Below are 16,165 nucleotides of genomic sequence, written 5' to 3' on the forward strand. Positions count from 1 at the left end.
CAAAAAAGAGACTTGAATAAGTCTCTTTTTTGTTGCTGTATCTTTGCGAGCGAAGCGAGCGCGAACGTTTTAGCAGCTTCTGCCCACGTCGGTGTTGTCGCAGGTGCGGCATTGCAATTCTTTAACGGGGTGTTTGCTTTCTTCAAAGCGGTAATCTTCGCCCGCTTCGGTAATATACTGTTCGATAACGTTATGGCTGGCAACGTTGCCGCTCGAACCGTTCACGGCGTCGTTATACTTAAAGAACTCGTAATTTTCTGGAACGGAGCACACTTCGGTGTATTCTTCGAGCACCGACGTATTGTTCACCGTGTTTTTGAGCACGTCGCGCACATACTTTTTGTTGTTCGCAATGTTTTTGTTAAACGACAACAGCATGGGGAATTCGCCTACGGGAATAACTTGTTGCCATTCCTTTTTCTCATACTTTTTGAGCATGTTGGCGGCGGCGTGCAAATGCGCTATTTCCATATTGAGGTGTTCTTCCCATACGTCGCGCACATAGCGGTCGGTTTCGTCTTCCATCATAGAGTAGTAAAGATAGCATTCGGCGTATTCGTGGCACAGCGCCGACTCTAACCAAGTTGCGTTAGGGTCGATAAGGCTTTCATACTGCGTAACGTGCTGTTCTTCTATCATGGCGATTTCGCTGTAAAGTCTGCGCCCAAGCTCTGAGGTGTGAGTTTGCCCTATGTTCATATAGTAGTTCATGGTTTGCTGTTCGGCGGCGGTTATTATCATAGTGTGCAGGTTGGTGAGCATGTCGCTACTGCCGCGCGGGGCGAATCTGCGCACGTCGTCGAACGGATAGCGGTGTTCCGATATGGTGGGTCTGCCCGGCATAATTTCGGTGTAGCTGCCAACAAGACGCTCGCCGCGAACCCCTTGCTCCATTTCGAGCAAGTCGCTGTAACGGTAGAGGTGGTCGAAGTCTTCGAGTAGCGCAAAGTCGAGCGCCGCCTTAACATACGGGTCGGGCTCGTTCTGCGCCATAATCGCCGTAAGGTCTACCGCGAGCTGCTCGTAAGATATTGTAGTTTCGAGCGTGCTTTCGTTAATAGGCTTTAACATGCTTATTTTTTTCTGTTGCTGTTGTTCTATTCTGCGGGTGAGCGCAAGCTCGCGGCGAATATCGTTGTTGTTGCAGTGGCGCGAAAAATTGTGCAAAAACCACTGCGCTTCGAACTCGGTGCCGTTCATTAGAATAATGCGTACCTTAGTGTAGGGGTCAACTTCGTTTTTGTCGTAGGATTTGGGGTAGAGTTTGTTCCAATCCGCAAAACACTTGTTAATGGGCATAGGCTTTATGCCGAACGGGTTAAAAGACATATAATTTTCTCCTTTTTTTAAGATAAGCATATTTTTCCCATTGCGCGAATAAAGTATACGGGCGGCGGCTTTTCGTTTCTCGTATTGTGTTTTACGAGTGCACGTGTGTAGAAATATAGGTAAAAAAGGCGTGTTTTTCGCTTGACAAGCGGGGGGGGGTTCGTTTTATAATATATACGACGAACATAAGTTCGAAAAAAATTTAAAGGAGAGAGAAAGTGAAAACGGCAGCTAAAGTGTTTATCATTTTGGGAATGATATTCGGATGTATTGCGATTTTGCCGCTCATCTTCGGAGGACTCACTCTTTCGAAAATGAAAAAGGCGACTTCGAAATCCGACCTTATGGTTTGGGGCATCTTAGATATCTTTTTCTGCAGTCTTATAGGCGGAATACTTGTTCTTTGCCTTAAAGACGAAGATTTGGCTACAAACTGAAACCACGCCAAAGTTTAACTTTTTTTAGTGCTCGAAAAATTTTAAAATTCAAATTCCCGATAAGGTTTTTTCCTTGTCGGGAATTTTTTTGTTTGATATGTGTCGCACAGTAAAAAGTTGAATTTTTTTTCCAAAAGGTATTGACAAAGCCAAAAATGTGTGTTATGATTATATCAAGGTTTTACGCGCGTAACTCTTAAAAAATGCGCGCGCAAATAATAAGGGGCAGGGAGGTAAAATGGCAAATAGGGCAGACGTGGCAAAACTTGCGAACGTGTCGGTGGCAACCGTCACTAACGCGCTTACCGGAAGAAAACCGGTTGGCGCCGATTTGCGCGAGCGCGTGCTTGCGGCGGCTCAAACGCTTAAATATATTCCCGATTCGTCGGCTCAACGGCTCGCGTCGGGTATAAATAAGCACATAGGCGTGGCGGTGTCGGAGCTTACAAACCCGTATCATATCGAGGTTATCAAGGGAATAGACTCGTATGCCGCCGAACAGGATTTTGCCGTTTCGGTTTTCGACCTCGATAACAACGCGCAAAACAAATTCAAACTTATCGCGTCGCGCAGGCTCGGCGGAGTGGTGAACTTCGTGTCCGATACCTACCCCGACGAATATGTGCGCTACTTTATTCAAGACAACGTTGTAATGGTGAATTTCGAGTGCGAGCAGAGTTTCAGAATAGACGCCGTTTATTCCGACGGTATGGACGCGCTCGTTCGCAAAGCGGCGGAGCTCGGGCACAAAAACGCCGCGATTCTTTCAACTCTCGAACCGCAATATATGCTTCTCGATTCCCGCGCCGCCAAATTTATAGAACTGCGCGAACAGTGCGGTTTTAACACCGACGACGGTTTGCTTGTGGGCAACGATTTGGGCGGCAAGCGCACAAGCGAAGAAATGGGCTATTTGCTCACCAAAAAATTGCTTGCGTCGGGCAAAAAGTTCACGGTGCTGTTTTGCATAAACGATATGTCGGCGCTCGGAGCCATAACCGCCTTGCACGAAAGCGGAATAAGAGTGCCCGACGATATTTCGGTTGTTGGGTGCGACGACATTTCTATATGCAAATATGTGCATCCGTCGCTTACAACTCTGGGATTCGACAAATTTGCTTACGGCAGGCAGATTGCCAAAACGATTATAGACAAAATCAAAAATCCCGACATGGAGCGGTTTGTGCAAAAGGTTCAGGCGTCGCCCGTTTTCAGAAACAGTTTGGGCAAAGCCAAAACATAAAAATTCCCGCAATATTCTTTTTCGTGTTAAGGAGTCCGCGCGCAAACCGTAACGCGCGTAAACGCTCCGAACTTACCGAAAAAGCGACTTGCGTATAATATATATAATTTCCGAAAAAACTTTTCAGGAGGAGTAAATGTAATGAGAACAACAACCAAAAAAAGCATATCGGCGTTCGCGCTTGTGTGCATGCTTGTGTTGGCGCTTGCAACCGCAGTAGTGTGCGGGGGGGGGAGCCTTTTAGCCGCCCGCGCCGATGAAACGACGCCGCCCGCAGAGGAAACGCCTGCGGTGGCGGTAATCGTAAAAACGGTAAGAGAGGATATGGACGATGCCTCTAAGGTTAAAGCACATGTGCTTTTTGCCGAAGATAATGGCACTGCCGTCAGTTATATCGATGCTTCTGCCGCACCTGTTGAAAATTTGCAACAGTATGAGGCTTATAAAAATAAAATTACCGTAAACGGGAAACCGATAGAACAGCTTTCCGAATTCAGTTTGAATTTTGTTCAAAAGAAAGTTGCGGTTAGTGGCAACACCGACAAAACGGTTAAATATCAAACCAAATATGTGCTTGAAATTGTGCTCAATAAGCTTGACCTCGATTGGACTCGCCCGAATAAGGTCACCGATTCAAAAACGACTTGGATAAGCGAAATAGTAATTAAAGAAGGGCTCCCTTTGTGGGGCGACAATGCGCCTTCCACCGAAAAGACGCTTTCGAAGGACACATATGTATATGCGGGGCAAAACAGATTGCATTTGGGTGTTCGCAAATGGGCTGACAGCGCACCCGAAGGCAAAATTTCCCGCGTGTATTATGAAAACGGTCCCGAAGATATAAACAAACATGAAATAACAATCGAACTTCAAACGCAAGACGGCGAAACCGGATACATTTTTGATGAAACGAACGAATTAAAGTATATGATGCGTCGTTCTAAGTCTACGATTAAAGACAACAATACTTGGTATGACTCAACTGTGTATACGGGAGAACCGGAATATAAAAAGGCGCAAGGATTTAACGAACAATCACTGTTTGAAGTAATTACTAAATTGGGATTGCGTTACTCGGTCGGCAAGCTTATCACGATAAACGGTATGGCACTGTCCGATTGGATGACTCTTCCGCTTCAAGCGGCTTACGAAGCGGGACTTACTACCGACGCACAACTTCACGGTTTTGCAACAGCCTTAAAAGATTTCGACGGACGCAACGACGTTTATATTCAAGGCGATAAAATAAAGATTTATTTAAATAAGACTAATTCCTTTGTGTATAATTACACCGACGAAAACGAACAACCCGCAACTAAGACAATAAGTTGGGAATTGCCCGACCTTAGCGAGAGCTTAAACGTTAAAATTCTTCCCGGCTTTGTAGGCAAACTCATTAAGCTCACCGACGGCGACGAACTTACTTTGAACACCAAAAACGGCGAATACGACAGCGCGCGCGAAGAAATGGAATTCGAAGAAATCAAGTTGCTCGGAATAGACGCTCCCGTGCTTGAAAACACCGAGCTTATTTTCAGACTTCAATTCGATAAAGACCCGTCGGACGGTAACAGGGTTTATTTTACGGGACAGAACAATTATATGAGAAGTCTTCCGAGCAATGCTGTTCATCATAGTGCATATACTTCCGAAGAAATAGAAAAATTTGTGCAAAACGGCTTGTTCGATATTGCCCGCAACAGCATAATTTTAGGCGGCGTGTTCGGCGACAGCACCGAGTTCCGCACAATGTCTATCGCCGAAATGATGACGGAATCGAATTTGGGTATTCTCGAAAGACCCTATGCTGCAGCTCTTCACCTTGTTAAGGGCGACAACCGCATTGCAATCGGCGGCTTCCGCGAAGATAAAATCGTTAACGTTACGGACGAAAACGGCAACCCCGTGTTAGACGAAGAGGGCAACCCCTTAACCGAAAAGAAAGAAGTGAACTGGCCGTTCCGCGTTAAAAACTTAAAGCAGAATTTTACGCTCACAATCAAAGCGGGCTTCCGTACTCCCGCAGGCTACGAGCTTAAAGAAGACGCGAACTTTATTTACGACTACGAGTCGGTCAAATGGTATAAAGGCACGAGCGTAGACGACATCAAGGCGGAAAGAGTGCGCCCCGTAATAGAGGCAATCGACGCTTTGCCCGCAGTCGATTCGCTCACGCTTGACGACGAATACGACGTGAACGATGCTCGCGATTTCTACGAAGAACTCGACGACGAACTTAAAGCTCTTGTAACAAACCTCGATAAACTTACGGCTGCCGAAAAGAAAATAGCCGAACTCAAAGCGGGCGGCGGAACCGACAAGCCCGACGACGGCGACAATAGCGGCGACAATAACAACACAACCGAAGAGGGAAAGAAAAAAGGCTGCAAGTCGAGCGTAGGCGCTGTGTCGGTTGCCGGCGCAATGCTCATGCTCACGGCGGCGGGCGTTCTTAGCTTATCGCGCAAACGCGGGAAGAAAGCCGAATGAAAAGGCTTTCGCAAGTTTTAACCGTGTTGCTGTCGGCTATCGTATGCGCGGTAGCCGTCGCGGGGTGTTCGGAGCCTAATAAAAAGGAAGAAGAACCGCCCGCTCTCGTGCTTGAGTCTGAGAAGATGAACGAATTACTTTCCACGAAGAAATCCGACTCGCTTGTGTATTTCGGCAGTTCGGACAACGAATTTAACGACTTTTTGAACGATTTTGCGCACAGACATTTGCGCTACGACGAAGAAAGCGTCGGCAACCTCACGGTTGCCGATGCGGCTTCGGTAATGTTCGAACGCGAATGGGATTCGTTGGCGCTCAGTTGGTTCGACAGCGCATCGCTTCCCAAAAATAATTTGAACCTGTTAAAGCAGTGGTTCAGTCGCGTTGTTGTGGATAAATTCGGATATGTGTGGTCGTCCGACAACGTGAACGTGGGCGACCTTACGGCGGGACCCGTGTTTTTCAGGCAGGGCTGGCCGTTTCCCACCTATAAAGAAAGTCTCGAAAACGCGCCCGGATTCGAATTTAACGATTCGGATTTACAAGGCTTTACTTGCAACGTGGAGGGAGCTACCGTTCAAAACGGAGTTTACACGTTCAGTAGCAATAAGCTCACGCAAGACGCGGTTTACGAGAACACGACGCTAAATGTGAACACAGTGCATTCGCCGTTTTTGGAACTTGCCATAGCGGTGAATAAGCGCAGCGGCGCCGACGCCGCGAACGTAGACGATTTGTACGTTTATTGGAAGCGTAAGGGCGACGCCGACTATTCGGAAGAGCGAATGGTTAAGCAAAGCGAGTTCGCCACAATATGCGAGCCTATCGGAGAAAGCTTTTCGCGCACTTTGTTTTTGCCCATGTATTTGCACCCTATGTGGGGCAACGACACCGATATAACGGCAATAAAAATCGTGCTCCGTCCGCAAGAGGGCAAAACGATGAAAATCCGTTCGCGTCTCAATTATCTGCGGTTTAATTACGACACGCGGCAGTCCGCCAACGCGGCTTTGCTTCTTACTGCGGCGCGTAACTACTACGGCTTTACGCACGACTACGACGACCTTAAAACTAATTTAAACCGCTACCGTAGCGCGTTGCAATTCATGCTTACCCATTTAAAGGGTGAGAGCGGTTTGCTCGATTTAGGCTACTTTGCGGGGCACGACGGGCTTGTGCTCGACGAAAATTACCAACGCAAGCTCGGGCACGGCATAGGCGACAACTACTGGGATATTCTTTCGTTGCCGCAAATAAATTTGAGTTCCAACATTTATTTTTATAAAGCGGTTTGCGCAATGCGCGACCTCGAAATAATGGCGGAGCGCGAAAATATCAAGATTGAAAAGCCGCAAGTTAAAGGGGCGGACGATTGGAGCGCCGACGTTAAATATACGCACGATTCCGCTTCGCTGACTTCTCTTGCCGAGCTCGTTAAAAGCAGAATAAACGAATATTTTTGGAACGAAAAAACGGGCAGACTTCACATAGGCTACAACATGGGCGACGATAACCCCGTAGACTTCGGCTACGTTGTGTTCAACCTCGAAGCGATTGCCGAAGACATTTTAACGGGCGATAAAGCCAAGAGCGTTATGGATTGGATTAGCGGCAAGCGGATTGTGGAGAGCGACACCTCTAAGGGCGCGGATATTTACAAATTCGAGTTCGCTCCGAGAACTTCCACCGTTCGGAACAACATGCAATACGTTTGGCCGTGGATAGCGAGTAACCAACCGTTCGGGCGGCAAGTGCAAGACGGCGGCAGCGTGCTTTGGGCGTCGTATTACGATATTGCCGCGCGCTTAAAAGTGTACGGCGCTAACGACGCGTGGGCGCGCTTTAAAGAAATAAACGAGTGGTACAAAAAAGTTAAGGCGGCGGGCGGAAGCGGAAGAAGCTTTTACCGCGACTACTACGACGAACTTTGGTTCGAAGACAAAGACTTTGCGTTGCAGGGCGGCGGCAAAGACGGCGGACTTGGGCTCGACGAAGAATTCATAGAAAGCGCGATTTTATTTGCCGCGTTGCCTCTCGGTTTTATGGGGCTTAACGGCTCCGCCGACGGCGTTCTTACCGTTTCGCCTAACGTTCCGTCGCAAATGTCGTACTTCGAAGTGGAAAACCTTATGTTCGCGGGAATTAAATACGACATGGTTGCTTCGCGCTATTCGGTGGGCATATCCTCAGTTCGCGGCACCGTGCAAAACGAAAAAGTGAAAATCAAATTCAGAGTGGGCGAGGGGTACGAAATTCTTGTTGACGGCGAAAAAGTCGAAGCGTCGCGCGAGGGCGAATTTTTAACAGCAACGGTTCCGTTCGGAAAATTCGTTGCGGAAGCCGTAAAAGCGTAAAACTGTGTTCGGGATTGCCGCGCTCGTTACACTCGCTCGCAATACTCGCCTACGGCTCGTGGCGTTCGCACGCTTCGCGCGCTCGGCTAAGGACAACGTGCGGCTGTATTCGTTTTGATTGTCATTGCGAGCGCAAGCGAAGCAATCCGTAGCAATAACGTTATAAAAAGCAAATTCCCCACGCAGGCTAAAAAAAGAAGGAGAACGAATATGAAACAAGGCATTAAAAAAACGTTTCGCACAGTGTTGTGCGCGTTGTGTTGCGCTCTTATGTGCTTTTCGGCGGTAGCGTGCAACAGTAACGTTTTCAGGTTCGACGAGGAAGAACTCGATAAGGTTATGAACGAGGTGCTCAATACGGTAGACTTTACCGCCGACGAATCGTATGCGGGAACGCTCAGAATAGTAACCAACCAAGAGCCCGACCAAATAACTATTATGAACGCGCTTTTGGGCGGGTTCAAAAAGAAGTATCCCTCGATTACGGTAGACTACAAAAACTATCCGTCGGCGGGCTACAAAGACACGCTCACCAACATGAATTCGGCTTGCACGCTTAACGGCAAGTACGATACGTTCCCCGACGTGTTCTGGGCGAGCAACACCGACGTAACCGAATATCAGTCGCTCGATATGCTCATGCCCGTAGACTATTTCGACGGGCGCGACGAATCGTTCGATTTCGCCGATTTGGTGAAAATAATGGTGGACGATTGCAAGGTGGGCGAGCACGTTTATTTGATGCCGCGCGACAGCGACCGCATGGTTATGTATTACAACAAGGATTTCCTTGCAAAGGCGGGAGTGAGCGAAGAAGAACTTCATCCCGACCGCGCTCTCACAAAGTCCGAATTTTTGGCGCTTATGGAAAAATGCAAAAACGTTAAAAACGACGACGGAAAAGACGTTAGCGCGCTCGACGCGTTTTGGAATTGGGAGTCGCTTTTGTGGCCGTTGCTACACGCATACGGCGGCGCGGTGGTTAAAGAGGAAAACGGCGTAACCACGAGCGCGCTCAACAGCCCCGAAACGCTCGAAACCTATAAGTTTATTAAAGAGCTCAACAATAAAGGCTACATGACCGAAGGCGGCACGGGCAACTATTGGCGTTTTAAAAACAAGCTTTCGGTGTTCCTGTTCGGCGTAAGAGCTACGCTTACCGACCTTGCGGCAAACGTTTCTAACATAGGCGTTGTTCCCATGCCTAACCTGCACGACGACGAAAGCCGTTACTTTGTGGGAACGGGGTGCAGCGGCTACGCTATGTACCGTCATGCGGCTAATCCCACTGCGGCGTGGCTGTTCCAAAAATACGTTGCGAGCGAGGAAGGGCAAAACGCTATTTCGGCAACGGGCAACAACATTCCCGTGCTCAAAAAACTGTTCGACGACGAAAACGCCGTTTGGCGCAACGTTACCGTGAACGGCGACGCGAGTTTTAACCACGACGCGTATATTTACGAATACGACACCGCTTCGCTTACCGCTCAAACGGGCTACCGCGAGCTTATTAAACCGATTACCGCAATAAAAGAGGTTTCAAAAGCGTTCGAAGACAGCATTAAGTATGTGCTTCAAAACACCACTTCGTCCGACTACCTCGACGAGAAAAACGGTATTCCCAAATTTTTAAGGTCTTATCACAGAGACATAAACAACGCAATCAAGATAGCTTCGGGCAATTAACCTAAATTAAAGGATTTCGCAATTTGAGTATAGGCATAAAACACAATTCGAGCAAGGGAAGCGTCGGTGTTCTTTCGTCGTCGCTTCCTTGCAAAATAAAGAGGCGCAAATACAGCAAAAGAATGTTGCGCACAAGTTTGCAGTGTTGGGTGTTTTTAATTCCCGTGTCTGTGGGAATGGTCGTGTTTGCGGCAACGCCCATTCTTATGTCGCTGTTTTTCAGCTTCACCAACTACAACGGCGCTTTTATTTCGCAAATAGGAGCGTTCAATTTTAAACGCCTTTTCGATTTTTCTTCGGTGGCGGGCGAAAGGTTTTTAAATTCCATGCGCGTAACGTTTATATACGTTATTGCGAACATGGCTTTTTGCACGGTGCTAAGCTACGCGCTCGCGCTTTTCCTGCACCGCAAAATGAAAGGCATAGGGGTTGTGCGTTTGCTGTTTTATTTGCCCTGTTTGATTCCCGGTTTTATTTCGGGCTTTATCTACATGGCAATATTCCGTTACAGCGCGTCGGGCACTACGGGACTCATTAACACATGGTTGCTCAATTTGGGGCTTCCGCAACTAACGTTCTTTTCGGCAAAGAGCACCGCTATTCCGACGCTTGTGTTCACGAGCGTGTTCGGGCTTGGCGGCGGCATGATTATGCTACTTGCCGCGTTTTCCAACATTCCGCCCACTCTTTACGAGGCGGCGCGGCTTGACGGCGCGGGCTACTTTAAACAGCTTTTCCACATAACTATTCCGCTTTCCACTCCTATAGTTTTCTATAACCTTGTAACTTCGCTTATAGCGGGGTTGCAGACGTTCGGAACTTACGCGGCATACGGAACGGGACCCGAAGAGGAATTCAACTTTATGGCTGTTGAAATATACCGCATGGCTTTTTCGTACCACAACTACGGCTTGGCGTGCGCCGAAGCGTATTTGCTGTTCGTTATAGTGGGACTTTTATCGATAATCATGTTTAAATTCAGCGGGTGGGTGCATTACGGTGACGACTAAGCTTTTATATAATTCCAACGAGCAACTTTTGCTTTCCGCTCGCCGCAAAGCGCGCAAAACTGCGGTAGACTATATTGTTAAATACTCGGTCGCCGTGCTTTTGTTGTGCATTGTGCTTTTGCCTGTGGTGTTCATGCTTTTTCAAAGCGTTATGACCTATACGGAGTCGAGCGGGCTTGAAATGCACCTGTTTCCGCACAGCTTTCAGCCCTCTAACTACAAGATTATAACGGGGTATCTTTCGCAACTCGGAAACACTCTTTTGGTTGTGGCAATCAACGCGTTTTTTATTCCGCTTACTGCTTGCATAACCGCTTTCCCGTTCGCGCGCGCAAAATTCATAGGCAAGAAAATTGCGTTCGCAGTTATTCTCGCAACCGTTATGGTGCCCGCAAGCGTTCTGCAAATTCCGACTTACACTTTGTATGCAACTGTGGGGCTTACGGGTAAACTTGCGTCTTTGTGGATTCAGGCGTTTTTCGGCGGCGGCGCTTTAAATATCTTTTTGGTTATTCAGTTTATGCGCACTCTTCCGAAAGAACTCGACGAAGCCGCTCTTATAGACGGCGCGAGCCTGTTCAGAATTTTCGCGGTTATAATTATGCCGCTCGTGTTCAACGTGTTCGTTTATATCTGCATAAACACCGTTATAGCGCAGTGGATGGACTTTCAGGGACCTTTGATGTATTTGTCGTCGGGTAGCGAAAAAAGCTACACGCTCGCGCTCAAATTCTATGTGGATTACACGAACAGCACATATCTTTCCGACCATTACAACGAAATGATGGCTATGGTGGTGTGCATGTCGTTGCCGCCCGTAGCTTTATTCTTAGTGTTCCAGCAACGCATGATAGGCGGCATAAAAATAGGCGGTCTCAAAGACTGACGCTTTTTCCGTTTCTGTTTGCTCGTGGCGGCGCTCGGTTTTTTAGCGCGCCGTAACGAGGTTATGGCGGATTAAACAGTTTGAATGACTGCACGAAAACTGCATTTAAAAAGGAGGGCGTTAAAAAGATGGGAGCGTTAAAAAAGATTTGCGTCGCGCTCATGGCGGCGGTAATGGCTTTCGGCGCGTTCGCGTGCGGTAAAGGCTCTGAAAACGGCGACGGAGGCAATAAAGGAGACGGCAATAACTCCGCAGTTTATACCGACCCTTATCCCGACATGAACGACTACGAATTCACGGTGTCGCAACTTGCGGGAACCGACGCGCTCGGGCGCGTGATTATGCCAACGAACAAAAAGAGCAACGGCAAATATGTGGGCATGTTCTACAACGTGAACAATTCCGAAGCCGATTCGACAACGCCCGAAATTTACGATATTACCAAAATAATGCAAGGCTACGATTCTATTCAAGAGTGGCTCGCAAAGGGAAAGACGCTTGAAGAATACTTCGAGTACAATCCCGTTTTCAGTCGCGCCGACGATAACGAAATTAGTCCCAACGGCAAAACTCACTGGTATGCCGAACCGCTGTTCGGCTACTATGCAAACCGCGACAAGTGGGTAATACGCAAGCAAATGGAGCTTCTCGGCTTAATGGGCGTAGACTTTATAATGATTGACCTAACGAACTATCCGTATTATTTTCAAGATAGCGTTACGGCGGTGCTCGACGTTCTCGTGGAAATGCTCGACGAAGGCGTAACGGTGCCGCAAGCCATGCTTGTGCTTCCCACGTTCCCGCAATACGCAAAAACTATGCTTAACGGTTGCTACACCCGTTACTACGGCGAAAGAAAATACCGCAAGGTTTGGTTCGTTGGCGACGAATCCGTTAATCCGTCGGGCAAAGCGTGGGTTGTAGGGAACTTTAAAGAGGTGGAGCGCGAACTGTGGGACGACAAACTGTTTTTAAAACAAATGCAATGGCCCACCGACGAACCCGAACCCGACGCCATGCCGTGGATTGATTGGAACGAATATCAATATAACCATAACGGAATAATGAATATTTCGCCGTCGCAACATTTGGACGCGTGCTGGTCGAGCAGAGCGTATTTGGAATACGACAGCCCTGTCTATCGCGCTCGCGGTTGGACTTACGGCGACACGACTACGGGCTACGAGCCCGAAAAGGTGGCGGCGGGGGCGAACTACGCTCAGCAGTGGAACTATGCCATAAGCGGCAAAGGCGGCGACGTAAAAATAGCCACCGTAACGGGTTGGAACGAATGGGCTATGCGCAAGATAGACAAAACTGAAGAGCCGAACTCTCTTTACGCGCCGTTTGTTGACGAATTCGACTTAACGTATTCGCGCGAACTCGAACCCGTAGCGGGTGTCTACGGCGACAACTACGCTTTTCAAACCGCAATGAATATTCGCGCGTTTAAAGGACTGACGGAGTCGGAGGCGGTAGGGTTTCGCGCGTCGCCTAATATTTCCGACGGCGCGGCTTGGGATTCGTTTAGCCGCAAATATCTTGACGCGGTGGGAGAAATAGGGGAACGCAACATGCGAACTTATGCGTCGGGTTGCGATTTGACTTACACCGACACAACCGCGCGCAACGATATTTCGTATTTAAAGATTGTGAACGACGGAGAAAATTTATATGTGCAAGTTGTTTGCAAGGAAAAAATATCCGAATATAAGTCGGGCGACAAAAGTTGGATGAACTTGTATATTTCTACGGGCGACGAAAACGGTTGGGAAAATTACAATTACGTTATTAACGGCGCTCCCAACGCCGACGGCACCACGTCGGTGGAAAAGCTTAGCGCCGATAAAAGCGGCAAGCCCGTGCGTGACGCCTCTGCAACCGCGCGCTATTGTGTTTTCGGCAATGCAATCGCTTTCGAAATTCCGCTTTCGGCAATAGGGCAAGCGGAAGGAAAGCAAATTCAAATTAAAGCTACCGATAACGTTGGCGGTTCGCTTGCGGGCGGAAGCGGCACGCCGTTTAGAAGCGAGCTCTATGGCAACGCATGGGATTTTTACCTTTACGGCGATGTCGCCCCTGCGGGACGGCTGAACTACGCGTATAAGTTGGCGTAGGGTTATTGCCGCGTTGTTCCTGCGTTGTAGTGTCTTTGCGAGCAAGGCGAAGCAATCCCGTGCATGGAGAAAAAGTTGCAACTTTTATCGTTCGGCATAAGTGATTGCCGCGCTCGTTGCACTCGCTCGCAATGACAGGCTTTCCAAAATATGACAATAAGAAAATATGCGCATACTTTGATTTGCGGGCGCAATCCGTTTGACTAACCGAGAGTTTATTTGATATAATTATTCTTTGGGGAGCGCGCAAAAAGCGGCGCGTACATGTCGCTTTTTACGGAAAGCTCTTACGCGACTCAAAGGAGAAAATTCTATATGAAAATGGTGTACGGTGTGGACGGGAAACCGCCCTTCGGAAAACTGCTGTTGTTTTCGCTTCAACAGCTTTTGGCGATTTTGGCGGCGACAATCGCGGTGCCTATGATTATCGGCAACGGAATGTCGCCGAGCGCGGCGCTTTTCGGCGCCGGCGTGGGCACGCTTGTGTATTTGCTCTTCACAAAATTCAAAAGTCCGGTGTTCTTAGGAAGTTCGTTCGCGTTTCTCGGCTCTATGAGCGCGGCTTTCGCGGGCGGAGTTTCGATGTCGCTCGGATACTTGGGGCTACTGATAGGCGCGGGCTTTGCGGGGCTTGTTTATGTGGTGATTGCGCTTATAGTTAAATTTGCGGGCGTAAAATGGATAGATAAGATTATGCCTGCGGTTGTAATAGGACCCACAGTTGCTATTATAGGGCTTTCGCTTGCCGGCAACGCGATAGGCGACCTTATGCAAGGAAGCGTTACTACGCCTGTTTTGCAATGGCTAATCGAAAACGGCTCTCCCGTTCAAAAAGAAGTTCAGGTTATGATTTGCTCGCCGTATTTGGCTCTGCTTTGCGGGCTTGTTACTTTGGCGGTTACAATCGTGTGCTCTGTTTTCGGCAAAAAAATGCTGAAAATGATACCGTTTATTATCGGCATACTCGCGGGCTACGGGCTTGCCTCGATTTTTACGGCAATAGGCTACGGCGCGAAAATAGACGCGCTTAAAATAATAAACTTCGGGCTGTTCAAGAATATGCAATGGTATCCCGATTTCGCGTTCTTAACCGCGTTTAAGGGCGGATACACGGGAAGCGGCATGGGCGCGTACATAGGCACAATCGCGGTGGCGTATGTGCCCGTTGCGTTCGTCGTGTTTGCCGAACACCTTGCCGACCACAAGAATATTTCGTCTATCATAGAGCACGACCTGCTTAAAGAGCCGGGTCTTAGCCGCACTCTTTTGGGCGACGGCGTCGGTTCGGTTGCGGGCGCGTTCTTCGGCGGCTGCCCGAACACTACATACGGCGAGTCGGTGGGGTGTGTGGCAATATCGGGCAACGCGTCGGTGCGCACAATTCTCGTAACGGCTATAATGGCTATTGTGTCGGCGTTTGTCGCGCCGTTCGTAACGTTTCTTTCAACTATTCCCAAATGCGTAATGGGCGGCGTTTGTATAGCTCTCTACGGCTTTATAGCGGTGTCTGGCTTAAAGATGATTCAAAAGGTAGATTTGGGCGACAACAGAAATCTTTTCACCGTGTCGGTTATTCTCATTGCGGGCGTAGGCGGAATGGTGCTTAACATAGGCAAGGTCGTTATAACGTCGGTTGCGTGCTCGCTTATTTTGGGCATACTTACAAACCTTTTGGTGAATATAGGCAATAAAAAAACCGCAAGCGCCGACGGTGCGCAAACGCAAACGGTTGCCGACTCGTCGGACGGCGAGGAGAGCGCGAACGGGGAAGCGCCCACTACCGAAGCTGCGGCTACCGCGCTTATGGGTGCGGCTGAAAGCGAACACACGATAAATAAATTGAATACTGAGGAGAAAAGGAATGAAGAACTATAAAAACGTCACTGTGCTCGACCACCCGCTTATAAGGCACAAAATCGCCATACTGCGCGATAAAAACACAGGCACGAAACAATTTAGAGAACTCGTTGAAGAAATAACCACTTTAATGGCTTTCGAAAGTTTTAAGGAAGTTCCCACCAAAACGGTTAACGTTACCACTCCGCTCGAAAAATGCGAGCAGGAAATGGTTGTGGAGGGGAGCGTTGCAATCGTTCCCATACTTCGGGCGGGACTCGGCATGGTGAGCGGCGTTCACACGCTGTTTCCCACAGCGAAAGTGGGGCATATAGGAATGTACCGCAACGAAGAAACGCTCGAACCGCAGGAATACTATTGCAAACTTCCCGACGGTATCGAAAAAATGCAAGTCGTGCTTTTAGACCCCATGCTTGCAACGGGCGGCAGCGCATGCGACGCAATCGCTCTTTTGAAAAAGCGCGGCTGTAAATCCATTAAACTTATGAACGTTATAGGGGCGCCCGAAGGGGTGAAAAAAGTAGCGGAAGCTCACCCCGACGTGAACGTATATATCGCCACGCTCGACCGTTGCTTAAACGAAAACGGCTATATTCTTCCCGGTCTCGGCGACGCGGGCGACAGACTTTTCGGCACGAAATAAAAAGTTTCCGACCTTTTGATTGCAAAAGGTCGGAATTTTTTAACAAAGACTTTCCGCTCCGAATAACGCTTATTAAAATGAAAATAATTGCGATTTAAATTGCGGGGCTCGCG

General features: G+C 48.5%; 11 protein-coding genes. 10 read left to right on the forward strand and 1 reads right to left on the reverse strand.

Going from position 1 to position 16,165, the window contains the following annotated elements; genetic code table 11:
• Window positions 1-69: 69 nt before the first annotated feature.
• Window positions 70-1,329, reverse strand: coding sequence for a hypothetical protein (locus tag NFR62_RS09575; RefSeq protein WP_251617835.1), 1,260 nt, complete (start codon window positions 1,327-1,329; stop codon window positions 70-72).
• A 218-nt stretch (window positions 1,330-1,547) separates the two neighbouring features.
• Between NFR62_RS09575 and NFR62_RS09580 the strand changes: the two genes are divergently transcribed.
• From NFR62_RS09580 to upp, 10 genes are all read left to right on the forward strand, one after another.
• Window positions 1,548-1,766: a hypothetical protein gene (locus tag NFR62_RS09580; RefSeq protein ID WP_251617837.1), complete on the forward strand. Its 219-nt coding sequence runs from the start codon at window positions 1,548-1,550 to the stop codon at window positions 1,764-1,766.
• A 238-nt stretch (window positions 1,767-2,004) separates the two neighbouring features.
• Entirely contained in the window at window positions 2,005-3,009 is a 1,005-nt protein-coding gene (locus tag NFR62_RS09585; protein ID WP_251617838.1) for a LacI family DNA-binding transcriptional regulator, read from the forward strand.
• Window positions 3,010-3,150: 141 nt separating this feature from the next.
• Window positions 3,151-5,499 carry a hypothetical protein gene (locus NFR62_RS09590; protein ID WP_251617840.1) on the forward strand — a complete coding sequence of 783 codons (2,349 nt, stop codon included), beginning with the start codon at window positions 3,151-3,153 and terminating at the stop codon, window positions 5,497-5,499.
• Window positions 5,496-7,853 carry a glucosidase family protein gene (locus NFR62_RS09595; protein WP_251617842.1) on the forward strand — a complete coding sequence of 786 codons (2,358 nt, stop codon included), beginning with the start codon at window positions 5,496-5,498 and terminating at the stop codon, window positions 7,851-7,853. The genes NFR62_RS09590 and NFR62_RS09595 overlap by 4 nt, the downstream gene beginning before the upstream one ends.
• Window positions 7,854-8,063: 210 nt before the next feature.
• Complete coding sequence (locus NFR62_RS09600; RefSeq protein ID WP_251617844.1) at window positions 8,064-9,539, forward strand: ABC transporter substrate-binding protein; 1,476 nt, start codon at window positions 8,064-8,066, stop codon at window positions 9,537-9,539.
• Between the two features lie 23 nt (window positions 9,540-9,562).
• Window positions 9,563-10,549 carry a carbohydrate ABC transporter permease gene (locus NFR62_RS09605; RefSeq protein ID WP_251617846.1) on the forward strand — a complete coding sequence of 329 codons (987 nt, stop codon included), beginning with the start codon at window positions 9,563-9,565 and terminating at the stop codon, window positions 10,547-10,549.
• Window positions 10,539-11,435: a carbohydrate ABC transporter permease gene (locus NFR62_RS09610; RefSeq protein WP_251617848.1), complete on the forward strand. Its 897-nt coding sequence runs from the start codon at window positions 10,539-10,541 to the stop codon at window positions 11,433-11,435. The genes NFR62_RS09605 and NFR62_RS09610 overlap by 11 nt, the downstream gene beginning before the upstream one ends.
• 128 nt (window positions 11,436-11,563) lie before the next feature.
• Window positions 11,564-13,552 carry a hypothetical protein gene (locus tag NFR62_RS09615; RefSeq protein ID WP_251617850.1) on the forward strand — a complete coding sequence of 663 codons (1,989 nt, stop codon included), beginning with the start codon at window positions 11,564-11,566 and terminating at the stop codon, window positions 13,550-13,552.
• A 315-nt stretch (window positions 13,553-13,867) separates the two neighbouring features.
• Complete coding sequence (locus NFR62_RS09620) at window positions 13,868-15,427, forward strand: uracil-xanthine permease family protein (protein ID WP_251617852.1); 1,560 nt, start codon at window positions 13,868-13,870, stop codon at window positions 15,425-15,427.
• Window positions 15,414-16,052 carry a uracil phosphoribosyltransferase gene (gene upp / locus NFR62_RS09625; RefSeq protein ID WP_251617854.1) on the forward strand — a complete coding sequence of 213 codons (639 nt, stop codon included), beginning with the start codon at window positions 15,414-15,416 and terminating at the stop codon, window positions 16,050-16,052. Before NFR62_RS09620 ends, upp begins: the two co-directional genes overlap by 14 nt.
• The last annotated feature ends 113 nt before the right edge of the window (window positions 16,053-16,165 follow it).

Origin of the sequence: Pumilibacter muris, assembly GCF_943193045.1 — a bacterium.
Lineage (GTDB): Bacteria > Bacillota > Clostridia > Christensenellales > Pumilibacteraceae > Pumilibacter > Pumilibacter muris.

What these genes read in the sequence shown, in the direction of transcription:
- NFR62_RS09600 (WP_251617844.1), top strand. Translation starts at nt 8,064, where the DNA reads ATGAAACAAGGCATTAAAAAAACGTTTCGCACAGTGTTGTGCGCGTTG.
- NFR62_RS09620 (WP_251617852.1), top strand. Translation starts at nt 13,868, where the DNA reads ATGAAAATGGTGTACGGTGTGGACGGGAAACCGCCCTTCGGAAAACTG.
- NFR62_RS09615 (WP_251617850.1), top strand. Translation starts at nt 11,564, where the DNA reads ATGGGAGCGTTAAAAAAGATTTGCGTCGCGCTCATGGCGGCGGTAATG.
- NFR62_RS09575 (WP_251617835.1), bottom strand. Translation starts at nt 1,329, where the DNA reads ATGTCTTTTAACCCGTTCGGCATAAAGCCTATGCCCATTAACAAGTGT.
- NFR62_RS09595 (WP_251617842.1), top strand. Translation starts at nt 5,496, where the DNA reads ATGAAAAGGCTTTCGCAAGTTTTAACCGTGTTGCTGTCGGCTATCGTA.
- NFR62_RS09585 (WP_251617838.1), top strand. Translation starts at nt 2,005, where the DNA reads ATGGCAAATAGGGCAGACGTGGCAAAACTTGCGAACGTGTCGGTGGCA.
- NFR62_RS09590 (WP_251617840.1), top strand. Translation starts at nt 3,151, where the DNA reads ATGAGAACAACAACCAAAAAAAGCATATCGGCGTTCGCGCTTGTGTGC.
- upp (WP_251617854.1), top strand. Translation starts at nt 15,414, where the DNA reads ATGAAGAACTATAAAAACGTCACTGTGCTCGACCACCCGCTTATAAGG.